The organism is Marinobacter sp. MIT932201 (assembly GCF_047123295.1).
Taxonomy (GTDB): Bacteria; Pseudomonadota; Gammaproteobacteria; order Pseudomonadales; family Oleiphilaceae; genus Marinobacter; species Marinobacter salsuginis.
In genome coordinates this window covers 2426899-2448020 of sequence record NZ_CP138917.1, presented here as the reverse complement: position 1 = coordinate 2448020, position 21122 = coordinate 2426899, and the positions used below count along the sequence as shown (strand labels likewise).

Sequence of the window (21122 nt, the reverse complement as noted above, 5' to 3'; positions counted from 1 at the left end):
CTGCTAAGGAGAGATTATGTTCGGCTTGACGGTCCGGGACCATATGATGATTGCCCACAGTTTCGATGGAGAGATCTTTGGCCCAGCGCAGAAAGTGCATGGTGCCACTTATGTGGTGGATGTGACCTTCGAGCGTCACCAGTTGGACAAGGACGACCTAATCGTGGATATCGGCCTGGCCTCAGAGCTTCTCAAGAACGTTCTCTCAGAGTTCAATATGCAGAACCTCGACGAGCTACAGGAACTGCGAGGCCGGAACACCACTACGGAGTTTATGGCGAAGCTGGTGTTCGACCGGATGGCGGCGGCCATTCATGGGGGGCGATTGGGGGAGACAGGAAAGGGTATTGTCAGCCTGAAAGTCACCCTCTCTGAATCTCACATTGCCTGGGCCAGCTACCATGCCGGAATCTGACGTACCGGGAGTAGTCGAGTTTCTCGTTCCGGGCGACCCGGAACAGAACACCGGCGGTTACCGGTATGTTCGTAAGCTGGTAGAAGCACTTTGCAAAGACGGTTGCACGGCCCGGGTGAGCGGTTTGGCCGGGCAGTTTCCGCGTCCGGACAGTGTCGCCCGCGAAGCGATGGATCAGAAACTCGCAAGTTTGCCCGCTGGCACGTCTGTGGTCCTTGATGGCCTCGCCATGGGCGGGCTGCCGGAGATCGTGGAAAAGCATTTCCGACGTTTAACTCTGTTTGGGCTGGTCCATCATCCGCTTGCTGACGAGACCGGCCTCAGCGAGGCAGACAGGCAATGGTTTCTGGAATCCGAGAAGCGGGCCCTCGGCTACGTGGAAGGCGTTATTACCACCAGTCAACACACGGCCGACCGCCTTGGGGATTACGATGTTCCGACCGAGGCCATTCGGGTTGCTGAGCCGGGTGTGGCCAGGGCTGAAACAACGCGAGTCCGGAGCAAGCCCGCTGAAAGCAGTGGCCCTCACATTCTATGCGTCGCCCATCTGTCCCCGAGAAAGGCCCAGCATCAGTTGGTGGAAGCGCTGGGAAAACTGAAGGCTCTACCGTGGTGCTGCACACTGGCCGGGTCTGACAGCCGTGATCCGGGGTACAGCCACCAGGTCCGTCGGGCTGTTGCCGCGGCCGGCCTTGAAGACAGGATTGTCCTGGTCGGTGAAGTGGACGACTCAGGGCTTGCCGATCTCTACACCCAGGCCGACTTTTTTGTCATGCCTTCGCTCTACGAGGGCTACGGCATGGTGATCGACGAGGCGTTGGCGGAAGCGCTGCCGATTATTTCCTCCGATGGCGGCGCCCTGGCCCAAACCTCCGCAAGACCGGGCGTGGTGCAGTATTGTGCCGGGGATATCAGGGCTCTCGAGGCCCGACTCAGGAACTGGCTGGAGGATCCGTACCAGCTCGAACATGCACGAAAACTGGCTGCGAGGGAATCCAGGCGGGTTCGATCATGGGCAGATACCGCCAGGGATTTTAGCGAGGCATTGGCATACTTCAGTGGATTTCCTGCAAACCTGCACCAGCATTCAGAATTCGAGAGCGAATGGCTGGCGGCCCGGGAACCGGCAGATCATCGCGCTCGCTCGATAGAGCTGACCGCGGAACTGAACCGGTGGCTGCTCGACCGTTATGAAAGCCTGCCGTCTGAAATTCATTGCCCCATGCAGATTGTCGACATTGGCACCGGCCGTGGTTCCAACGCCCTGTTTCTGGGACCTGCACTACAGGTACCGCAAGCCTGGCTTGCCCTGGATCAGGACGCGGCGCTGCTGCGCGAGGCCCGGCAGCGGGTAAATGTGCTGGATGTACCTTTTGAAACGAGCGCGGTGCAATTGTCACCGGAGAATATGGAGCAGCACCTGCCCCCCGAGGTGTCCCTGGTCACGGCGTCAGCACTGATTGATCTTGTTTCCGAGACTTGGTTGAAAGCCCTCAGTCAGGCGGCGGCGAGCAGAAATTCAGCAATACTTATCGCGCTGAGCTACGCAGGGCATTTTGAACTGTCCCCGGGTCATCCCGATGATGAGCTGATTCGAACCCTGGTGAACCAGCATCAGCACGGGGACAAAGGCACCGGTGCGGCGCTTGGGCCCGAGGCTCCCATTATGCTGAAGCGGCTGCTTGATGCAGACGGTTACCAGGTAAAATTGGCGGAATCGCCCTGGACTCTGGGCAGTGAAGATCAGGCGTTGGCCCGGATGCTGATGGAGGGATGGACCGAGGCGGCGATCGAGCAATCTCCGGGAGACAGGGACCGCCTGAACCTCTGGCTGGAAACGCGGAACCATCAGTTGTCTGAGGGCAGCCTGAACGTCGTCGTACGGCATCTCGACCTTTTGGCTCTGCCAACCGGGGAGCTGGCTTGAGGGAGATGCGTCAAAAGCGGGTTCGGTTGGTGGCCCGGTGGTTGTTCACGGTTTTGGTCATTGGATTCGTGATTCGCTCTGTCGATACCAGCGCGCTCTGGCAGGAGCTCGTCCGCTTCTCTCCCTCTATCCTGGTACCCGCACTGGTACTCACCGTTGTCCAGGTGCTGCTCTCTGCCTGGCGTTGGCGCTACACCGCAGAGAGGCTTGGATTGTCCCTGGACTATGGTGTTGCCGTGCGAGAATACTACCTGGCGACATTCCTGAACCAGGTTCTGCCCGGTGGCGTCCTTGGTGATGTTAACCGGGCATGGCGCCACGGTGAGGGTGCCGGTAAACGTCTCGCGGCTGTCCACGGGGTCGCCATCGAGCGGCTCTCGGGCCAGTTGGTGCTGGCGTTGGTTGTCGCAGTTTCCATCGCGTGGCTGTTTGGTTCGGGGCAGCTTACTGACGGCTTTTGGAATGGCTGGGCGTGGCTTGGAGTTGGCATTCTCTTTGTTGCCATAGCCCCATGGCTAACACGGAAAGCGGGCCTTGCCGATTACCTGCAACGCCTTCGGCGTGATCTGTATCTGTCATTGTTGGATTGCTCAGTATTGCCGGTTCAGATCGGTTCTTCGCTACTGGTGTTGTCGAGCTATCTGGGGGTATTTCTCTGCCTGGCCTGGGGTGCGGGTTACGTTGATACCTGGGCGGAGGCAGGGTTGATTGTCGGCCTCGGCAGTATTCTGCTTCTGAGCATGGTCATACCTCTGACGGTTGCCGGCTGGGGAATCAGGGAGGGCGCCGCAGCGCTGATCTGGCCCATGGCCGGATTGCCAGTGGAGCAGGGGGTAGCGCTCAGTGTGGGGTACGGGGCTCTGGTGCTGGTTTCGAGCTTGCCCGGGGTTGTGTTTTTGTTCACCAGTCGCTAAACCGGCCTATGCCTCTCGGGAGAAATCCAGGGCGAAGAGCATATCGCTTCCAAGGTTGACCAGCTGCGCTCTTGGCCGGAGCGCATCGTCCAGAAAATCGATTTCCGGGAGCGAAAAGGCGGGTCTGCCGCTGCCGATGATCATGGGGGCGACCATTACGTGAAGCCGATCCAGCAAGCCGGCGTTGAGGAATGATGAGACGGTGACGCCGCCACCTTCCACGAACACCTTTTTTAGCCCGAAATCCGACAGTACCTGAAGAATCAGCTTCGGATCGACGGGGGCTTTGGCGTCCGCATCTCCAAGACAGGGGATTTCGCTAACAGCGGATTCAATAGACGGATTCCTGTCTTTGTCATAGCGACCGGCCACCAATCGTAGGGTGGGGGCCGCACCATCGGTAAACAGGTGATGGCTGTCCGGCACGCGGTGATGACGATCAATAACCACGCGTACCGGGTTGCGACCGTTGGTGCGCCGTACGGTCAAACGGGGGTTGTCGGTGGCGGCGGTGCCGGCACCAACGATCACGGCATCGGATACCGCACGGATCCGGTGCAGGTGCGTAATCCCATCGTCGCCGTTGATGAAGCGCGAGCGTCCCGTCACCGTCGCAATTCGCCCATCGAGGCTTTGGCCGAGCTGGCCGATAACTTTGGGGCGACCATCCGCTGGCACCGGCCGACACAGGGGAAGAAACACCGAGAGCAGATCCTTCGCTTCACCCGTGGCCGGTTGCATCAGGTGCCAAGCGCCGTGGCCATTGAGTTTTACTGCTTCTTTGTTGGTTCCCGGCAACGGCAGTGTCACATTGCTGCGGTTTACTGCGCTAAGCACCAACTCCCATGCCGAGTCGATATCCAGTGTTCTTGCCGCCATAAATAGCCTGTTGGTTGTTGCCCAGGAGCTGCCAAGACTCCTTTAATATAGGCAGATTGTGTGCAAAGCTATATGTACGTTACATTTCCGGATTGATTCACTTCGCAGGGCATTATCGGGAAGGTTTCCCGGTTTGGATGACGAGGTAAGTGGCCATGCAACATGCGCAACCCATGCAGCATTGGGAACCAGAGAAGCCCGAGGACCACGGGCAACTTGAACTTCCCGGTATTGCCCTGGATAAGAGTGATGAGCTTTTGGCATCGGTGGCCGAGCTGGAAGAAGTACTTGAGAAGGTACAACTGACCGGAGAAGAGGTGGAGCTGCTTCGCCGGTTCCGCAGGACAAGCGCGGAAAACCGGCGAATGATTCTTCAGATACTGGGCAACTGATACCGCCCCGGATTCTTACTTGCCTTTCTTGTAGATGTTCTCGTAAACGTAGTTGGTGGCTTCCACAAAGCCATCAATACTGCCGCAATCAAACCGGCGTCCCTTGAACTGATAAGCCAGTACGCAGCCGTTTTTCGCCTGTTCGAGTAGGGCGTCGGTAATCTGGACTTCTCCGTTCTTGCCGGCAGGGGTCTTCTCGATAATGTCGAAAATATCCGGAGTGAGAATATAGCGGCCGATAATGGCGAGGTTGCTGGGCGCATCCTCAGGGGCCGGCTTTTCCACCATGTCTGTGATTCGGTAGAGGCCATCTTTCATGGATTCACCGGCAATCACGCCGTACTTATGGGTTTCATCGGCCGGCACTTCTTCAATGGCAACGATGGAGCAGCGGAACTGGTTGTAGAGCTTCACCATTTGCGCCAGCACGCCGTCGTCACCCTCGGGGCCAATGCAGAAGTCATCTGCGAGTACGACAGCGAACGGGTTGTCGCCTACCAGGTTGCGACCGGTCAGTATGGCGTGGCCCAGTCCCTTCATCTCATTCTGCCGGGTAAAGGCAAAACTGTTGTGATCAATCAGGTCACGTATGGAGGTCAGCAGCTCTTCTTTGCCAGAACCGGCGATCTGTTGCTCAAGCTCGTAGCTGATGTCGAAATGGTCCTCGATAGCCCGCTTGCCCCGGCCGGTAACAAAACCAAATTCGTGAATGCCGGCTTCCGCAGCTTCCTCAACGCCATACTGAACCAGAGGTTTGTTTACTACTGGCAGGATTTCCTTGGGCATCGCCTTGGTAGCCGGGAGAAAGCGAGTGCCGTAGCCGGCGACGGGGAACAGGCATTTTTTGATCATATCGTTCGTCCTTTGATGTTCAATTTCACGGCCTGTGGGCTGGTCAACGCTTTTGCGTTGGTCTGTGGGAATTTTTTCTTTCACAAACTGTGCCGAGTTTACCCAAGTTGTAGCCACAAATGCAGGGGCGTGTTGAAAATTGTAAGTTTTAGCAAAGGGCTATGGCCTGAGAACCGAGAGTTACTTAAAGTTCACTATTACTAAAGATTCATCTGACCAGGCGTCTGTTGTGCGATCTCTTTTTTTCTTTGCACTTATTTGGTGCGCTTCCGCCAGCGCAGCCTCTTTGCCAGATTTCGTGGTCAACCCTCTGTCTGCCTTCGACCAACGTTCAGATAGATTGTGGAACTCCGTTGCCGATTATCTGGAATCACGGGTCAAGTTCTCCGGCAGCTCCGTTCACGACAATGAGCGCGCCAGGGGGCGCCTGAATTTGGTCGGGAATAACATTCTCTGGTCGAGCCATGACCTGGCAGTGGATTTCCGTGACTCCGCGGCCCGCCGTGAACAATCAGCTTCAAAGACACTTCGTCTCAAGTATTCCCTCCCCGTCGCAGACGCCAACCTGAAGTTTTCGGTGGAAAACTCCGAGTACGCCGGTGTGGAGGAAAACGCCGGCCTGCGAACCGATTCCCGTAGCGAGTATCAGGGAATAAAAATCTCCGGTTCTCGCCCCTTGTTGTCATGGCAGGGGATCAAAGTCGACAGTGTGTTCAGCCACGCCAAGGGCGTCAAACACGCCTATAAAGATTCGGCCTGGGTGTCGGACACTTCCTACCAGCTGTCCAGTTTTGCATTGCGGTGCTCTGGAGAGCGGGAATTGCCGGGCGGGTTCCTGGCAGGAACCCGTGTTACCGCGCTCGGTGGGACAGAGCATCGTGAATCGGTCACAACAGCAACCCGTAGTGATGAGAGCAACCGATACCACAAGCTGGCTCTTTCTGCCTCAGTGAACCGGGCGATCTTTCAATGGGATATGGAAGTGAAGGGCCGATACCAGTTTGCTCCGGAGGATCTTCTGTCCTCTGAGAAGCTTCAGATTGCGGGCCCATCGCTGATGCGCGGGTTTAACGGCCAGTCACTTCATGTGCCAGAAGGCGGGTGGGTTCGTGTCGATGCTCGCAGTCCCGGCTATGCCATTCCTTTCATGGACAGGACCCATTCCAATGTCATGATTTCTGTTCTGAAAGGTTGGGCAGCTTCCTCGGGAGGCAGGGAAGAGAGCTTCTACGCGAGCACGGGCGAGGTTGCACTGCAGCTCCACAGGCCGGGTTTTGAAGCCCGCATGAGTGTTGGCCGGATTCTTGATGTATCCGGCCACGAACTGGACAAGCCCTCCCGGCCTGATGTTTCCCTCTCAATGTCATTGGCAATCTGATTCCTGCTCTTCCGGATTTGGCTCTCTGCAATATCTCGTTCGTACATAGTCCACGTGATCTTCTCTATGGCAATCTATAGCCCGGCAAAAGAGGGGCGAAAGCAATGGACAGACGAACGCTTATCAAGGGCCTGGGAGCACTGATAAGTGCCGGCGCGTTTTCGCTGGCGCCCCCTCTGAACGGTGCCGGCCTTCAACCGGTGTCTGGCAGTGCGCCCCGTGCCTTCAGCTTTGCCTGGCTAAAGGGTAGAGCCAGGGCACTGGCCGCTGAGGCGTATGTATCCCCTGAAGGTGACTTGCCCTCATCCCTCAAAAACCTCTCCTGGGACGATTACCAGGCCATTGCTTTTCGCGCTGATAGGGCGCTCTGGCGAGACGACAATACCGCTTTCCAGATTCAGCTCTTCCACCTTGGGCTGTATTTCCAACAACCCGTAAAAATCCACGAGGTCATTGATGGCGAGGTCAGTGAGCTGGCCTATCGACAGGACCTTTTTCGATACAGGGGAGAACAGCCTCTGGGCGATCTGCCCGAGGATCTTGGTTACGCGGGCTTTCGGGTTCACTACCACAACAACTTTGCCCTGGATCTGGCTGCCTTCCTGGGCGCCAGCTATTTCCGGGCAGTGGGCTCGGAGATGCAGTATGGTCTTTCTGCCCGGGGATTGGCGATAGATACCGGCATGAACCGGAAGGAGGAATTCCCTCGTTTCTCGGAGTTCTGGCTGGAGAAACCGGCACCGGATAGCCAGCTGCTGCGGGTCTGGGCCTTGTTGGATTCACCGAGCACCACCGGTGCCTACGCGTTTGTGCTGGACCCCGGACGGAACATGGTTATGGATGTCGATGTGGCGCTGTACCCGAGAACCGAAATCACCCGGGCCGGCATCGCGCCGCTGACCAGCATGTACCAGGTGGGCGAAAATGACGATCGCATGGGCTACGACTGGCGCCCGGAAATACACGATTCCGACGGCCTGGCCATGCGCAACGGCAACGGTGAATGGTTGTGGCGACCACTGGTGAACCCCGCTAGCCTCCGGTTCAACAGTTTTCAGGATAACAATCCCGCAGGCTTTGGCTTGATGCAACGGGACAGGAATTTTGACCACTACCAGGATGACGGTGTGTTCTACGATCGGCGTCCCAGCCTCTGGGTGGAGCCTCGAGGAGATTGGGGACGTGGCAGTGTTGACCTGGTGGAAATTCCCACCGTGGATGAAACCTTCGATAACATCGTTGCTTTCTGGCACCCCGAAGAGCCTCTGTTGCCAGGCAGGGAGTACCTCTACAGTTACCGCTTGCACTGGGGGGAGCAGGCGCCGGTGCGGCCCTATGAGTTGGCCACGGTGCAGGCAACCCGGACCGGTCTGGGCGGTGTAGTGGGCCAGGAGCGCACCTATTTTTCAAGGCGTTTTGCGGTTGATTTTGCTGCCGGTGCCCTTGAGATGCTCAGCAAGGGCGCGGATGTGGAGCCGGTTATCAGTGTGAGCCGCGGAGAGGTTGAAATCACGTCCGCCAGACCATTGTCTGCAATCGACGGTTACCGGGCCATGTTTGACCTGGTGCCGGATGACTCGGTTGAACCCGTCAATATTCGCCTGTACCTCAGGCTGGGCACCGAGGCGCTTACCGAAACCTGGCTTTATCAGTACACCCCGCCACCTGTTGCTGAGCGAAAGCTCTATTGATTGATTGGATCTATTGTAAACAATCAGAGGCTCAATTTAGCCAATATTGTTGACAATATGGCCGTTCAGGCGTAGCTTTTCTCAAAATCAATCAGGTTTTGTTGACAAACTATGTCTGAGTTACTGTCTCCTACCTACACCCGCGCCGATGAGGCCTTCGATTGTCTGCAAACGGCAATCGTGAAAGGCGAGCTGGCCCCGGGCGAAAAGATCGGCGAACTGGAGCTTTGTTCCCGGTTCGATCTCACCCGCGGCCCGCTCCGGGAAGCCCTGGGCCGCCTTGAGTCCCGCGGCCTTCTGGTGCGCCGCCCCCATGCCGGCGTCAAGGTGGTTTCCGTCAGCGCCTCCGAGCTGATGGAGCTCTACCGCATACGTGAAGTCATGGAAGGACTGGCCGCGCGCCAGGCAGCCGAGCGCATGACCGATCAGGAAATCGCCGACCTCCAGGCGACACTCGACACCCACGAACGCATGATCGACGAAGCCCAGGGTCAGGCCTATTACCAGGCCGAAGGCGACTACGACTTCCACCACCGGATCGCAACAGGTAGCCGCAACACCAAACTGGCCCAGATGCTGTTGGGTGATCTTTACTACATGGTGCGCATGTACCGTTACCGGCTAAGCACCTCCACCGGGCGTCCGAAACGGGCACTCGGCGAACACCGGCGAATCGTGGAAGCCATCGCTCAGCGCGACGGCGAGCTGGCGGAGTTCCTGATGAAGCGACATATCAATGCCGCCAGACAAAACATCGAAAAGAAAATCCAGGAAGGCGAAATCACCATCTAACGTAGGTCGGATTAGCCAAAGTCATAATCCGACAACAAGAATCCAAAAGAGAAGAGGCCAACACCATGACCAACAAACTCAGCCCCGGCGCCCGCTTCCGCAAGGCGCTCAAAGACAACCAGCCCCTGCAGATTGTCGGCACCATCAACGCTTATGCCGCCATGATGGCCGACAAAGTGGGCCACCAGGCCATTTACCTGTCTGGCGGCGGTGTCGCCAACGCCTCCTACGGCCTGCCGGATCTGGGCATGACCACCATGAACGATGTGGTCGAGGATGTTCGCCGTATTACCGCAGCTACCGACGTACCGCTGCTGGTCGACATTGATACCGGCTGGGGTGGCGCCTTTAACATCGCCCGTACCATTCGAGAGATGGAACGTGCCGGTGCAGCCGCTGTCCATATTGAGGACCAGGTTGCCCAGAAGCGCTGTGGCCACCGTCCGAACAAGGAAATCGTATCCCAGGAAGAAATGGTCGACCGCATCAAGGCCGCTGTGGATGCCCGTGAAGACAAAGACTTCTTCATCATGGCCCGCACCGACGCCTTCCAGAAAGAGGGCCTCGAAGCTGCCATTGAGCGTGCCAAGGCCTGCATCGAAGCTGGCGCTGACGGCATCTTTGCCGAAGCAGTCACCGAGCTTGAGCACTATAAAGCCTTCTCTGAAGCCCTGGACGTGCCCATCCTGGCCAACATTACCGAATTCGGTGCCACGCCTTTATACAACCGGCAGGAACTGGCCGAGGCCGGCGCAGATATGGTTCTGTATCCGCTCAGCGCTTTCCGCGCCATGAACAAGGCCGCCCTGACTGTTTACCAGAACATCCTGGAGAAGGGTGACCAGAAAGACGTGGTTGACCTGATGCAGACCCGGATGGAGCTGTACGATTTCCTGAACTACCACGATTTCGAGCAGAAGCTGGACCAACTGTTCCAGCAGAGCAAGGGTTAGCGAGGATTGTTGGATTACGCCTGCGGCTAATCCAACCTATAAAAATTTCGGCATTGGGTAGTAGGTCGGATTAGCTAAAGGCGTAATCCGACAGACGCCCAAAACCAGATAACGATGGGAGACAACAATGGCTGAAGCAAAACAACTGAGCGGCGCAGGCCTCCGAGGCCAGGTAGCTGGCGAAACTGCCCTTTGTACGGTAGGCAAAAGCGGTGCCGGCCTGACATACCGCGGCTACGACATTGCCGATCTGGCTGAAAAAGCCCAGTTTGAAGAAATCGCCTACCTGCTGCTGCGCGGCAAACTGCCAAATCGGCAGGAGCTGGATGCCTATACCAAAAAACTCCAGAGCCTGCGTGGCCTGCCGGCTGCCCTGAAAACCGTGCTTGAGCAGATCCCCAAAGACGCGCACCCTATGGATGTAATGCGTACCGGCTGCTCCATGCTGGGCAACCTGGAAACCGAAGAAGATTTCAGTGAGCAAGACGACAAGATCGACCGTATGCTGGCGGTGTTCCCGTCGATCATCACCTACTGGTACCGCTTTGCCCACGAAGGCGTTCGTATCGAAACCGAGAGCGACGTGGACTCCATCGGTGGTCATTTCCTGGAGCTGCTGCACGGCAAGAAGCCCAGCGAGCTGCACGAGCGCGTCATGAACGTGTCGCTGATCCTGTACGCCGAGCACGAATTCAACGCTTCCACCTTCACCGCCCGCGTGTGTGCCTCCACGCTGTCTGATATCCACAGCTGTGTGACCGGCGCCATCGGTTCGCTCCGTGGTCCTCTGCACGGCGGCGCCAACGAGGCGGCCATGGCCCTGATCCAGAAGTTCAAGACCCCGGAAGAGGCCGAAGAAGGCCTGATGGGTATGCTCGAGCGCAAGGAAAAGATCATGGGCTTCGGCCACGCGATCTACAAAGAGTCCGACCCGCGCAACGCCATTATCAAGCAGTGGTCCAAGAAGCTGGCGGACGAAGTGGGCGATACCGTGCTGTATCCGGTCTCCGAGCGTTGTGAAGAAGTTATGTGGCGCGAGAAGAAGCTGTTCTGTAACGCCGACTTCTTCCACGCATCCGCTTATCACTTCATGGGCATTCCGACCGAACTGTTCACCCCGATCTTTGTGATGTCCCGGGTTTCCGGCTGGACCGCCCACGTGAAAGAGCAGCGCGCCAACAACCGCATCATCCGCCCAAGTGCCGATTACACAGGCCCGGCGGATGCCAAGTGGGTACCGATTGAGGAGCGCCCATGAACACCGAATATCGTAAACCGTTACCAGGCACCGACCTGGATTATTTCGACACCCGCCAGGCCGTGGAAGACATCCAGGCCGGCGCGTACGAAAAGCTTCCGTACACCTCCAAGATCCTGGCGGAGCAACTGGTTCGCCGTTGCGATCCGGAGATGCTCACGGACTCTCTCAAGCAGCTGATCGAGCGCAAGCGTGACCTGGACTTCCCCTGGTACCCCGCTCGCGTTGTGTGCCACGACATCCTCGGCCAGACCGCCCTGGTGGACCTGGCCGGCCTGCGTGATGCCATCGCAGAGAAGGGTGGTGATCCCGCCAAGGTCAACCCGGTAGTGCCGACCCAGTTAATCGTGGATCACTCCCTGGCCGTTGAGCACGCCGGTTTCGAAAAAGACGCGTTCGAGAAGAACCGTCAGATCGAAGACCGCCGCAATGATGACCGTTTCCACTTCATCAACTGGACCAAGACCGCGTTCAAGAACGTGGACGTGATTCCCCCCGGCAATGGCATCATGCACCAGATCAACCTGGAGAAGATGTCCCCGGTGGTTCAGAACCGTGACGGTGTTGCTTTCCCGGATACCTGCGTGGGCACGGACAGCCACACGCCTATGGTGGATGCCCTGGGTGTTATTTCCGTTGGTGTAGGTGGCCTGGAAGCCGAGAGCGTTATGCTTGGCCGTGCTTCCATGATGCGCCTGCCGGATATCGTGGGCGTTGAACTGACGGGCAAGCTGCAGCCTGGCATTACCGGTACCGATATGGTGCTGGCCATCACCGAGTTCCTGCGTAAAGAACGTGTGGTTGGCGCCTACCTGGAGTTCTACGGTGAAGGCGCTGACAGCCTTACCGTTGGCGACCGTGCCACCATATCGAATATGACTCCGGAATACGGCGCCACCGCCGCGATGTTCTACATCGACGGCCAGACCATCGATTACCTGAAGCTGACCGGTCGTGAAGACGAGCAGGTCGCCCTGGTTGAGAAATACGCCAAGGAAACCGGTCTCTGGGCAGACAGCATGAAGAACGCTGAATACGAGCGCGTGCTGAAGTTTGACCTGTCCAAGGTGACCCGTACCCTGGCTGGCCCCTCCAACCCCCATGCGCATCTGCCAACATCCGAATTGGCAGAACGCGGCATCGCCGGTGAATGGGAGCAGGAAGAGGGCAAGATGCCGGATGGCGCGTGTATCATCGCTGCTATCACCAGCTGTACCAACACCAGTAACCCCCGCAACATGGTGGCTGCAGGCCTGATCGCCCGTAACGCCAACAAGCTGGGGCTGATGCGCAAGCCATGGGTGAAGACCTCCCTGGCGCCGGGCTCCAAAACGGTCAAGATGTATCTGGAAGAAGCCAAACTGTTGCCGGAACTCGAGCAACTCGGCTTCGGTGTAGTGGCTTTCGCCTGCACCACCTGTAACGGCATGAGTGGTGCCCTGGACCCGAAAATCCAGCAGGAAATCATCGACCGAGACCTGTATTCCGTGGCGGTGCTCTCCGGTAACCGGAACTTCGACGGCCGGATTCACCCCTATGCCAAGCAGGCGTTCCTGGCCTCACCCCCGCTGGTGGTTGCCTACGCGATCGCGGGCACGATCCGTTTTGATATCGAGAAAGATGCGCTGGGCTACGACCAGGATGGCAATCCTGTCACCCTGAAGGACATCTGGCCGGACGATGCGGAAATCGATGCCATCGTGAAATCCAGCGTCAAGCCGGAGCAGTTCCGCAGCACCTACATCCCGATGTTCGACATCACCCGGGATGCCCAGGCCAACACCAACCCGCTGTATGAGTGGCGTCCGCAGAGCACTTACATCCGTCGCCCGCCGTATTGGGAAGGCGGTATGGTAGGTGAGAAGACCCTTAAGGGCATGCGCCCGCTGGCGGTGCTGCCGGACAACATCACCACCGACCATCTGTCGCCCTCCAACGCGATCCTGATGAACAGCGCAGCCGGTGAATACCTGCACAAGATGGGCGTGCCTGAGGAAGACTTTAACTCCTATGCGACACACCGTGGCGATCACCTGACCGCCCAGCGTGCCACCTTCGCCAACCCGAAACTGTTCAATGAAATGGTCCGGGACGAAAACGGCAACGTGAAGCAGGGTTCCCTGGCGCGGATCGAGCCGGAAGGCAAGGTTACCCGCATGTGGGAGGCCATCGAGACCTACATGGAGCGCAAACAGCCGCTGATCATCATCGCCGGCGCCGACTACGGGCAGGGCTCCTCCCGCGATTGGGCCGCCAAAGGCGTTGCCCTGGCGGGTGTAGAAGCGATTGTCGCTGAAGGCTTCGAGCGGATTCACCGTACCAACCTGATCGGTATGGGCGTGATGCCGCTGCAGTTCGAGGAGGGCACTACCCGTAAGACACTCGGCATCGACGGCACCGAAACCTACGACGTGGAAGGCGCCCCGGCGCCCCGCGCGGAGCTTACACTGGTTATCCATCGGAAGAACGGTAGCACTGAGCGCATTCCGGTTATCTGCCGCCTGGATACTGCTGAAGAAGTATCCATCTACAGCGCGGGCGGTGTGTTGCAGCGGTTTGCCGAGGACTTCCTGCAATCGGAAGGTGCGGCATGACACACCAGCCACAAATCAGAATCCCCGCCACGTATATGCGTGGCGGCACCAGCAAGGGCGTCTTTTTCCGGCTGAAAGATCTGCCGGAAGCGTGCCAAACCCCGGGCGAAGCCCGGGATAAACTCCTGTTACGAGTTATCGGCAGCCCGGACCCCTACCAGAAACAAATCGACGGCATGGGCGGCGCTACCTCCAGCACCAGCAAAACGGTGATCCTGGCCGATCCCACGCAGCCGGATCACGACGTGGACTACCTGTTCGGCCAGGTCTCCATCGACAAGCCGTTTGTGGACTGGAGCGGTAACTGTGGCAACCTTACAGCGGCTGTCGGCGCTTTCGCCATCAACAGCGGTTTTGTTGCTGAAGAGCGGATCCCGGAAAACGGAACCTGCACCGTTCGTATCTGGCAGGCAAATATCCAGAAAACCATCGTTGCCCACGTTCCCATCACCAACGGTGGAGTGCAGGAAACCGGTGATTTTGAACTGGATGGTGTAACCTTCCCGGCCGCCGAAGTGCAGGTGGAATTCATGGATCCGGCCGATGGCGAAGGCTCCATGTTCCCCACCGGCAATCTGGTGGATGACCTGGAAGTGCCTGGCGTAGGCACCCTGAAAGCCACCATGATCAACGCCGGAATCCCGACCATTTTCGTGAACGCTGAAGACATCGGGTACAAGGGCACCGAGCTGCAGGACGACATCAACTCCGATCCCAAAGCCCTGGCACGGTTCGAAACCATCCGGGCCCACGGCGCGGTGAAAATGGGGCTGATCCAGAATATCGAGGAAGCGGCCAACCGACAGCACACCCCGAAAGTGGCTTTCGTAGCGAAGCCTTTGGATTACGTTTCCTCGAGCGGCAAGAACATCGGGGCGGGGGACGTAGACGTTCTGGTTCGCGCGCTCTCCATGGGCAAGCTCCATCACGCCATGATGGGCACGGCTGCAGTGGCTATTGCAACCGCTTCGGCGGTTCCCGGAACCCTGGTGAACCTGGCTGCGGGCGGTGGCGACCGAACCCATGTGACCTTCGGGCATCCCTCCGGCACATTGCGCGTTGGCGCGGAAGCGAAGGAAGTGGATGGCCAATGGACCGCAACCAAAGCCATTATGAGCCGCAGTGCGCGGGTTTTGATGGAAGGTTGGGTGCGGGTGCCCGGGTAGAGAACTACCCGATTTTCACAATGGAAAGAGTTCAGTCTTGAAGCCGGAGTTTGAGCGCTCCGGCTTTTTCCTGAATATAAAATACAGTCAATGTATTTTAGGACCGACGTAAAGAAAACTGACGTCTTGCTCCCAAGCCCAGAAGTGCGAGACCCATCAACGCCAGGGTCGACGGCTCTGGAACCTGGATTGTTCTGGACTTGAGTATTCCACCAAGTAGCGCATGGTTTGCGCGCTTTTCTTTAGTCCAGAATTCAGTTGCTAGCTCGTTATTGTAGAAGAAACCTGCGATGTCTAGATAGTAAGCAGTGTTGCCGATCACATATTCTTCAGATGCCCCCGCGTTTCGTGCAAATGTAACTCGGTCAGCACATCCATAGTAGTTAATACCGTAACCACTGTATCCACCGTTGGGGCACAATCCGTTTTGGGGATGGTTGACGGTTTCCCAATGCTCGAAATCAAAAACCGATTCAATAGTCTTCTCGAATCCTTCAATCGTGAGAGTCATTGAAACGAGCAAAGACGCGGTCTCGAGGCTTGAGCCAGTAATTGGGTAATTAAAGTGGGTTAATTTGCCCAATCCGAACAGTGAGCCCTCTTCAATCTGAAAGCTGGGCGGGGCATATCCTTCAAAGCTATACCCACTCTGATAACCGTAGTAAGTCGGCGTTCCCCACTTAATGGTGCTGGTACCCACGCCAGTGACATTAGGGTATTGCGGCGTTGTGGCTGTCCAGGTGCCCTCGACATCGGTGGCGTAAATGGCGGCTGATGATGCTGGCAGCGCAAAGAGTATCGATGCGGTAAAAGTGGCAATGGGTAGAATGTGCTGGTTCATGATCTATTATCCCTCGACTTGAGCACTGAACAGATGGCTCTATGCGCGAAAACTGTAAATCGACTTCTTGTCCCTCTTGTTCTATGCAATAAACGCAACACAATTTAAAAAAACATCATGATATTAGGGTGTTGTGGGATGACTTGAGCGTATTATCGTCAATGACGAGTGATGAGTGTAAGAATCTTGGACAAGCTTTCGGATCAACTTCGAACGCGTTTTCGTCATCTTGCTTTTGATACCGAAGATTGGGAGATGAGCTAGTCTTTTATTTACAGACTCAGGCATGAAAGGAGCCGGTGTCATGTCAGCAACATTCGATCGTAACGAACGCCCTGAATACGATGGAGTCCTGCAGAAAATTGCAGATTACGTCCTCACCTATGAAATAACCAGCGAAGAAGCTTTGAAAACAGCCCGTTACTGCCTAATGGATACTCTTGGCTGCGGCTTGCTCGCACTGCGTTTTCCTGAATGCACCAAGCATCTCGGCCCTATAGTGGAGGGTACAACCGTCCCTCACGGTGCTCGTGTGCCCGGCACCGCACTACGGCTTGATCCGGTGAAGGCTGCCTGGGATATCGGCTGCACCATTCGATGGCTCGATTACAACGATACCTGGCTTGCGGCAGAGTGGGGCCACCCTTCTGATAATTTGGGTGCCATATTGGCAGTGGCAGACCATCTCTCCCAGAAACGCGTGTCGGAAGGAAAAAATCCGCTTACTATGCGCGTGGTGTTTGAATCAATGATTATGGCTCATGAGATTCAGGGTGTGCTGGCGCTTGAGAATTCCTTTAACCGCGTTGGCCTTGATCATGTACTACTGGTGAAGGTGGCGTCGACAGCAGTTGCAGCCAAGTTGATGGGAGCAAACCGAGAGCAGATGCTTTCAGCATTATCCCATGCGTGGGTAGATGGACAGGCTCTCAGAACATACCGTCACGCGCCCAATGCGGGGTCCAGAAAATCGTGGGCAGCCGGGGATGCAACGTCAAGGGCGGTCAGGTTGGCAGATATTGCGATGCGGGGTGAGATGGGTATACCGGGTGTCCTTACGGCGCCGCAGTGGGGTTTTTACGATGTTCTGTTCAGCAAAACTAACAAGGATCAAAAGCTCAAGCCCCCGGGGAAGCGAGAGTTTTCACTACCACAGGAATTCGGTTCCTACGTAATGGAAAATATTCTTTTCAAAATCTCATTCCCCGCTGAATTCCACGCTCAGACTGCTGCGGAAGCTGCTGTAAAACTTCACCCTGAGGTCCGCGACAGGCTCGAAGATATAAAGACTATTGTCATCACCACTCATGAATCAGCCATAAGAATCATTTCGAAAGTGGGCAAGCTCTCAAACGCAGCAGACAGGGATCATTGCTTGCAGTATATGACTGCAGTGCCGCTGATCTTCGGGGACCTAGCTGCAGAGCACTACGAAGACGACTTCCACGAGGCGAATCCGATTATCGACAGGCTTCGGGAAAAAATGGAAATTGTCGAAGAGGAACGTTATACCGAGGAATACCTGGAGCCTGCGAAACGGTCCATCGCAAACGCAGTTCAAGTGTTCTTCAAAGATGGTTCATCCACCGAGAAGGCTGCAGTCGAGTATCCTCTGGGACATCGTCGGCGCAGAAAGGAAGGTATCCCTTTGCTGGAAAAAAAGTTTCGCGCGAATTTGCAAACACGTTTCCCAATTGCGCGGTGTAGCCAGATTCTTGGCCTTTTCAAGGATCCGGATCGATTGAACCGAACGCCGGTGGATGAGTTTTCGAAGCTTTTCATGATTTGAGCTACTACGGTGCTTGTTCCTGATATTTTTCGATATTTTACATTTTATGGTAGTCGATAAATTTTACACATACTTCCTGGATGTTTTTTAAGTCTCTGAAAATAAATTGAAAAATGTTGTGGCCCCAATATTGCTTATCTTTAGTGGCAAACTAATAAATGGCAAGGCAAAGGGAAAGGAGCAGTAAATGAAAAGGGTCATTGCAACGAAATTAGCAGGGATTGCACTTACGTCGGTTTTTTCGGTGTCTGCAGCAAATGCGGCCTTGATAAACGTCACGGTAAGCGGCCCTGGGAAGGCGGCTGCTGAAGCAGCGGAAGCGCAGTTCATGTCTTACCTGAAAGAATCCACTACAGAGACTTTCGAAGGGTTCACTGCAGCCACCGGAGCAGGTGATCAAACCGGTTCCATTAACACCTCGGTTGGTAGCTTTACACAGCTGATCGCCGGTGGAAATGGTAATGATGCCTGTAATGATGATGGCTTCAGCTGCACTGCGGGTCTTGCAGTGCTCAATTCTGCAACCAGTCCGTTTGGCGGGCGGTTTCCAATGCCGGAAGGTGCCGACAACAGGAACTGGCTTGATAGCATGGACTCGCAGGAGATGATGTTCTCTATTGCAGGCATGTATAAAGCCGTTGGCTTCTACATGACGGATCCGAATGATGTCGGCGGTCTGATGGACATCGTTCTAGAGGACAACACCACGGCCACCTACGACATGAACAACATTTTTACTGGTGCCGAATCGAATGGTGCAGCTTACTACCTTGGCTTCATAAGCGATGTCTCCATCAAATCGCTGGTGTTCCGCTCTAACGATGACAATGACGGGTTTGGTATCGACAACGTAACAGTTGGCAAGGTACCAGAGCCGGGAACACTGGCATTGATGGGCCTGGGTTTGGTAGGCGTTGGACTGATGCGTCGCAGGGCCCGATAGTTGTTCAGTGGCTTAAAGGTCACTATCTAAAACCCCGGTTACGCCGGGGTTTTTTTCTGTCAGAAAATTTTACGGTTGAGTCAGTCTTGTCGAAATGGCTGTAGATTGATGTTTGAAGTAATTACAGTACAATTTCGAAAGATTAAGTATTCCAGTGCACAGGACGCACGGTAATCCCGAGTGAACGACACAAGGAGTCGACGTGGCTCACGTCAGATTGTTCAGACACTACATCCATCTTCCCTTTATTATCCTCGGGCTGATTGATTTCGGGGTGCTGATCCTCGCGTTTTGTCTCACGGTCTTTTTCAAATACTTTGGCGACGTATCGTTTTTTACCGATAACGTCGGTTTCGTCTTTCCCTCAGCAGTCGTTTTTGCCTTATCTAATCTTCTAGTCATGATAGCCCTCGCTGTTCATCAGTCGCGGTTTGAGGAGGGTATGACGGGCATGATGCTACGCACCATCATGTCACTGATTGTCAGTCTGCCAGTCTCCGGTCTGGCTTTCTTGGTGGCGGGGGAGTGGCTTTGGTATCTAGGGGCAACCGACGTTCTTACTACAGCATCGGTTTTCGGCTTCTTCTTTCTGGGGATTGCAAGAACGCTTTTCTTTGCGCTGGCTGGAAAGGAAACCTTCAAGCGCCGGGTGTTGGTTTTAGGCGCAGGCTCACGTGCTCTGCAATTACTTGAGGATCTACAGAGCCCATTTAGCCGAAAGGGATTCACGTTAGAGGGGTTCGTTCCTATAAATGGAGAACCCCTGAAAGTTGGTGAGGAACACCTTGTTCATCCTGCCAACACAATCCAGCAATATGCTCTCAAAAATCGCATTAATGAAATCGTGGTTGCGGTTGATGATCGTCGAAAGCGTTTACCAATGGACGATCTGCTCGAGTGCAAAATGGAAGGTATCCGAATAGTTGATGGTGCCAGTTTTTACGAAAGTGAATCCAGGAAGGTGGCGCTGGAAATGATCAGCCACGGGTGGCTGGTGTTTTCTGACGGTTTCACAGTATCAACCGTGTCCGGCTTCGGCAAGCGAGCCCTGGATATGATAGCAGCTGGCTTCTTGTTGATTGCGGGACTTCCGTTGATGCTGCTCACCGTGATCGCGATAAAGATCGAGGATGGTCTCAGAGCCCCTGTACTTTACAGCCAGGAACGTGTGGGGTTGAACGGGAAGGTATTTAAAGTTCACAAATTCCGTTCGATGCGCACAGATGCCGAGAAGGGCGGGGCCGTGTGGGCGCAGAAGAACGATACTCGTGTAACCCGTGTAGGAGAATTTATCCGGAAGGTTCGGATAGATGAACTTCCGCAAATCTTTAATGTTTTAAATGGCACCATGGCGTTTGTCGGCCCAAGGCCGGAGCGTCCGGTATTTGTCCAGCAATTGGCAAAGAAGATCCCGTTCTACAATGAAAGACATCGGGTAAAACCCGGGATTACTGGATGGGCACAGCTTTGCTTTGCATATGCAGACAACGAAGAAGACTCCCGGGAAAAGCTTCGTTACGACCTTTACTACATCAAGAATCACAGCTTGCTTCTTGATTTGTTGATTATAATTCAGACAGTGGAAGTGGTATTGTTTAAAAAAGGATCAAGGTAGTTTCGGGAACGGCCTGTCCCCGAAACATGGAAATGAGCACGGACCAACAAAGAGAGCACAACAATGTCATGGAAGTATCTCCTTAAAGGATTGGCGACCTCCCTCGCCGCGGTTGTTATGGTCAGCGGATGTGCCACACAAACAGCATCTTCGCCTGAAAAGATTCAGCGCGCCCTTGCGCTAGACACTCGGGACAGCGTCGATCAATACATTCTCGGTGCGACCGACGTCGTTCGGGTATCAGTATGGCGGAATGACGACATCAGTATCTCTGTGCCGGTGCGGCCAGATGGCAAAATTTCCGTGCCGTTGGTTGGTGATGTTCAGGCCAGCGGAAGAACTCCTGAACAGCTTGCGGGTGCCATCCGAGCATCTCTTTCCGAATATATTCGCGAACCTCAAGTGAGTATCGTCGTCACTTCAATGGGTAGCCATGAATTCACCGACCGTGTCCGCGTGACAGGTGCTGTGAGACAGCCGGTTTCTATTCCTCACAGAAGTGGTATGACAGTTCTGGATATATTTCTGAATGCTGGCGGCGCAAACGAATTTGCTGCTCTGAACAATGCCATGCTCTATCGCAAGGTAGACGGCGAGGTTGTGGCAATACCTATCATGCTGGATGACATTTTGAATAAGGGACGGGTTCAGACCAATTATCCTATGCGACCTGGAGATATTCTTTCAGTGCCTGAGCGCAGCTTTTAAGCAGTTAACTTTTCC

At 55.5% G+C, this 21122-nt stretch carries 18 protein-coding genes; 15 read left to right on the top strand and 3 right to left on the bottom strand.

The window, feature by feature from the left end; genetic code table 11:
• The first annotated feature begins 16 nt into the window (after nt 1-16).
• From SIC15_RS11045 to SIC15_RS11035, 3 genes are read left to right on the top strand one after another with little or no spacing between them, the layout of a single operon-like run.
• Nucleotides 17-415: a 6-pyruvoyl trahydropterin synthase family protein gene (locus SIC15_RS11045; RefSeq protein ID WP_412535886.1), complete on the top strand. Its 399-nt coding sequence runs from the start codon at nt 17-19 to the stop codon at nt 413-415.
• Nucleotides 402-2342, top strand: a complete 1941-nt coding sequence (locus SIC15_RS11040) for a glycosyltransferase family 4 protein (protein WP_412535885.1) — start codon at nt 402-404, stop codon at nt 2340-2342. The genes SIC15_RS11045 and SIC15_RS11040 overlap by 14 nt, the downstream gene beginning before the upstream one ends.
• Nucleotides 2343-2347: 5 nt before the next feature.
• Nucleotides 2348-3256, top strand: coding sequence for a lysylphosphatidylglycerol synthase transmembrane domain-containing protein (locus SIC15_RS11035; RefSeq protein ID WP_412537610.1), 909 nt, complete (start codon nt 2348-2350; stop codon nt 3254-3256).
• 6 nt (nt 3257-3262) lie between these two features.
• Here the strand turns inward: SIC15_RS11035 and SIC15_RS11030 are convergent, their stop codons facing one another.
• Nucleotides 3263-4135, bottom strand: a complete 873-nt coding sequence (locus SIC15_RS11030; protein WP_412535884.1) for a RibD family protein — start codon at nt 4133-4135, stop codon at nt 3263-3265.
• 155 nt (nt 4136-4290) lie between these two features.
• On the opposite strand from SIC15_RS11030, the gene SIC15_RS11025 reads away from it, so the two are divergent.
• Complete coding sequence (locus SIC15_RS11025) at nt 4291-4527, top strand: hypothetical protein (RefSeq protein WP_069183446.1); 237 nt, start codon at nt 4291-4293, stop codon at nt 4525-4527.
• A 15-nt stretch (nt 4528-4542) separates the two neighbouring features.
• On the opposite strand, the gene galU is transcribed toward SIC15_RS11025, so the two are convergent.
• Nucleotides 4543-5379 (bottom strand): UTP--glucose-1-phosphate uridylyltransferase GalU, encoded by an 837-nt coding sequence (galU, locus tag SIC15_RS11020; RefSeq protein WP_412535883.1) that lies wholly within the window; start codon nt 5377-5379, stop codon nt 4543-4545.
• Between the two features lie 286 nt (nt 5380-5665).
• On the opposite strand from galU, the gene SIC15_RS11015 reads away from it, so the two are divergent.
• The 7 genes from SIC15_RS11015 (at nt 5666) to prpF (ending at nt 15211) form a co-directional block, all read left to right on the top strand.
• Nucleotides 5666-6757, top strand: a complete 1092-nt coding sequence (locus SIC15_RS11015; protein WP_412535882.1) for a ShlB/FhaC/HecB family hemolysin secretion/activation protein — start codon at nt 5666-5668, stop codon at nt 6755-6757.
• Between the two features lie 104 nt (nt 6758-6861).
• The gene (locus SIC15_RS11010) at nt 6862-8448 is read left to right on the top strand and encodes a glucan biosynthesis protein (protein WP_412535881.1); all 1587 of its coding nucleotides are present in this window, start codon (nt 6862-6864) and stop codon (nt 8446-8448) included.
• A 111-nt stretch (nt 8449-8559) separates the two neighbouring features.
• On the top strand, nt 8560-9240 hold the full coding sequence (locus SIC15_RS11005; protein WP_069183448.1) for a GntR family transcriptional regulator: 681 nt from the start codon (nt 8560-8562) through the stop codon (nt 9238-9240).
• A 65-nt stretch (nt 9241-9305) separates the two neighbouring features.
• On the top strand, nt 9306-10193 hold the full coding sequence (gene prpB / locus SIC15_RS11000; protein ID WP_222464645.1) for a methylisocitrate lyase: 888 nt from the start codon (nt 9306-9308) through the stop codon (nt 10191-10193).
• A 127-nt stretch (nt 10194-10320) separates the two neighbouring features.
• Nucleotides 10321-11451: a 2-methylcitrate synthase gene (gene prpC, locus SIC15_RS10995; protein WP_069183450.1), complete on the top strand. Its 1131-nt coding sequence runs from the start codon at nt 10321-10323 to the stop codon at nt 11449-11451.
• Nucleotides 11448-14045 (top strand): Fe/S-dependent 2-methylisocitrate dehydratase AcnD, encoded by a 2598-nt coding sequence (gene acnD / locus SIC15_RS10990; protein ID WP_412535880.1) that lies wholly within the window; start codon nt 11448-11450, stop codon nt 14043-14045. The genes prpC and acnD overlap by 4 nt, the downstream gene beginning before the upstream one ends.
• Nucleotides 14042-15211 carry a 2-methylaconitate cis-trans isomerase PrpF gene (prpF, locus tag SIC15_RS10985; RefSeq protein ID WP_412535879.1) on the top strand — a complete coding sequence of 390 codons (1170 nt, stop codon included), beginning with the start codon at nt 14042-14044 and terminating at the stop codon, nt 15209-15211. The genes acnD and prpF overlap by 4 nt, the downstream gene beginning before the upstream one ends.
• A gap of 97 nt (nt 15212-15308) precedes the next feature.
• Here prpF and SIC15_RS10980 read toward each other — a convergent pair whose 3' ends face one another.
• The gene (locus SIC15_RS10980) at nt 15309-16052 is read right to left on the bottom strand and encodes a THxN family PEP-CTERM protein (protein ID WP_412535878.1); all 744 of its coding nucleotides are present in this window, start codon (nt 16050-16052) and stop codon (nt 15309-15311) included.
• A gap of 304 nt (nt 16053-16356) precedes the next feature.
• Here SIC15_RS10980 and SIC15_RS10975 point away from each other — a divergent pair, with 304 nt between their 5' ends.
• The 4 genes from SIC15_RS10975 to SIC15_RS10960 all read left to right on the top strand — a co-directional run bounded on the left by SIC15_RS10975 (nt 16357) and on the right by SIC15_RS10960 (nt 21107).
• Nucleotides 16357-17841: a bifunctional 2-methylcitrate dehydratase/aconitate hydratase gene (locus tag SIC15_RS10975; protein ID WP_412535877.1), complete on the top strand. Its 1485-nt coding sequence runs from the start codon at nt 16357-16359 to the stop codon at nt 17839-17841.
• Nucleotides 17842-18028: 187 nt separating this feature from the next.
• Entirely contained in the window at nt 18029-18784 is a 756-nt protein-coding gene (locus tag SIC15_RS10970) for a PEP-CTERM sorting domain-containing protein (protein WP_412535876.1), read from the top strand.
• 202 nt (nt 18785-18986) lie between these two features.
• On the top strand, nt 18987-20399 hold the full coding sequence (locus tag SIC15_RS10965) for a TIGR03013 family XrtA/PEP-CTERM system glycosyltransferase (RefSeq protein ID WP_412535875.1): 1413 nt from the start codon (nt 18987-18989) through the stop codon (nt 20397-20399).
• A 63-nt stretch (nt 20400-20462) separates the two neighbouring features.
• Nucleotides 20463-21107 carry an XrtA/PEP-CTERM system exopolysaccharide export protein gene (locus SIC15_RS10960; protein ID WP_412535874.1) on the top strand — a complete coding sequence of 215 codons (645 nt, stop codon included), beginning with the start codon at nt 20463-20465 and terminating at the stop codon, nt 21105-21107.
• Nucleotides 21108-21122 lie beyond the last annotated feature (15 nt).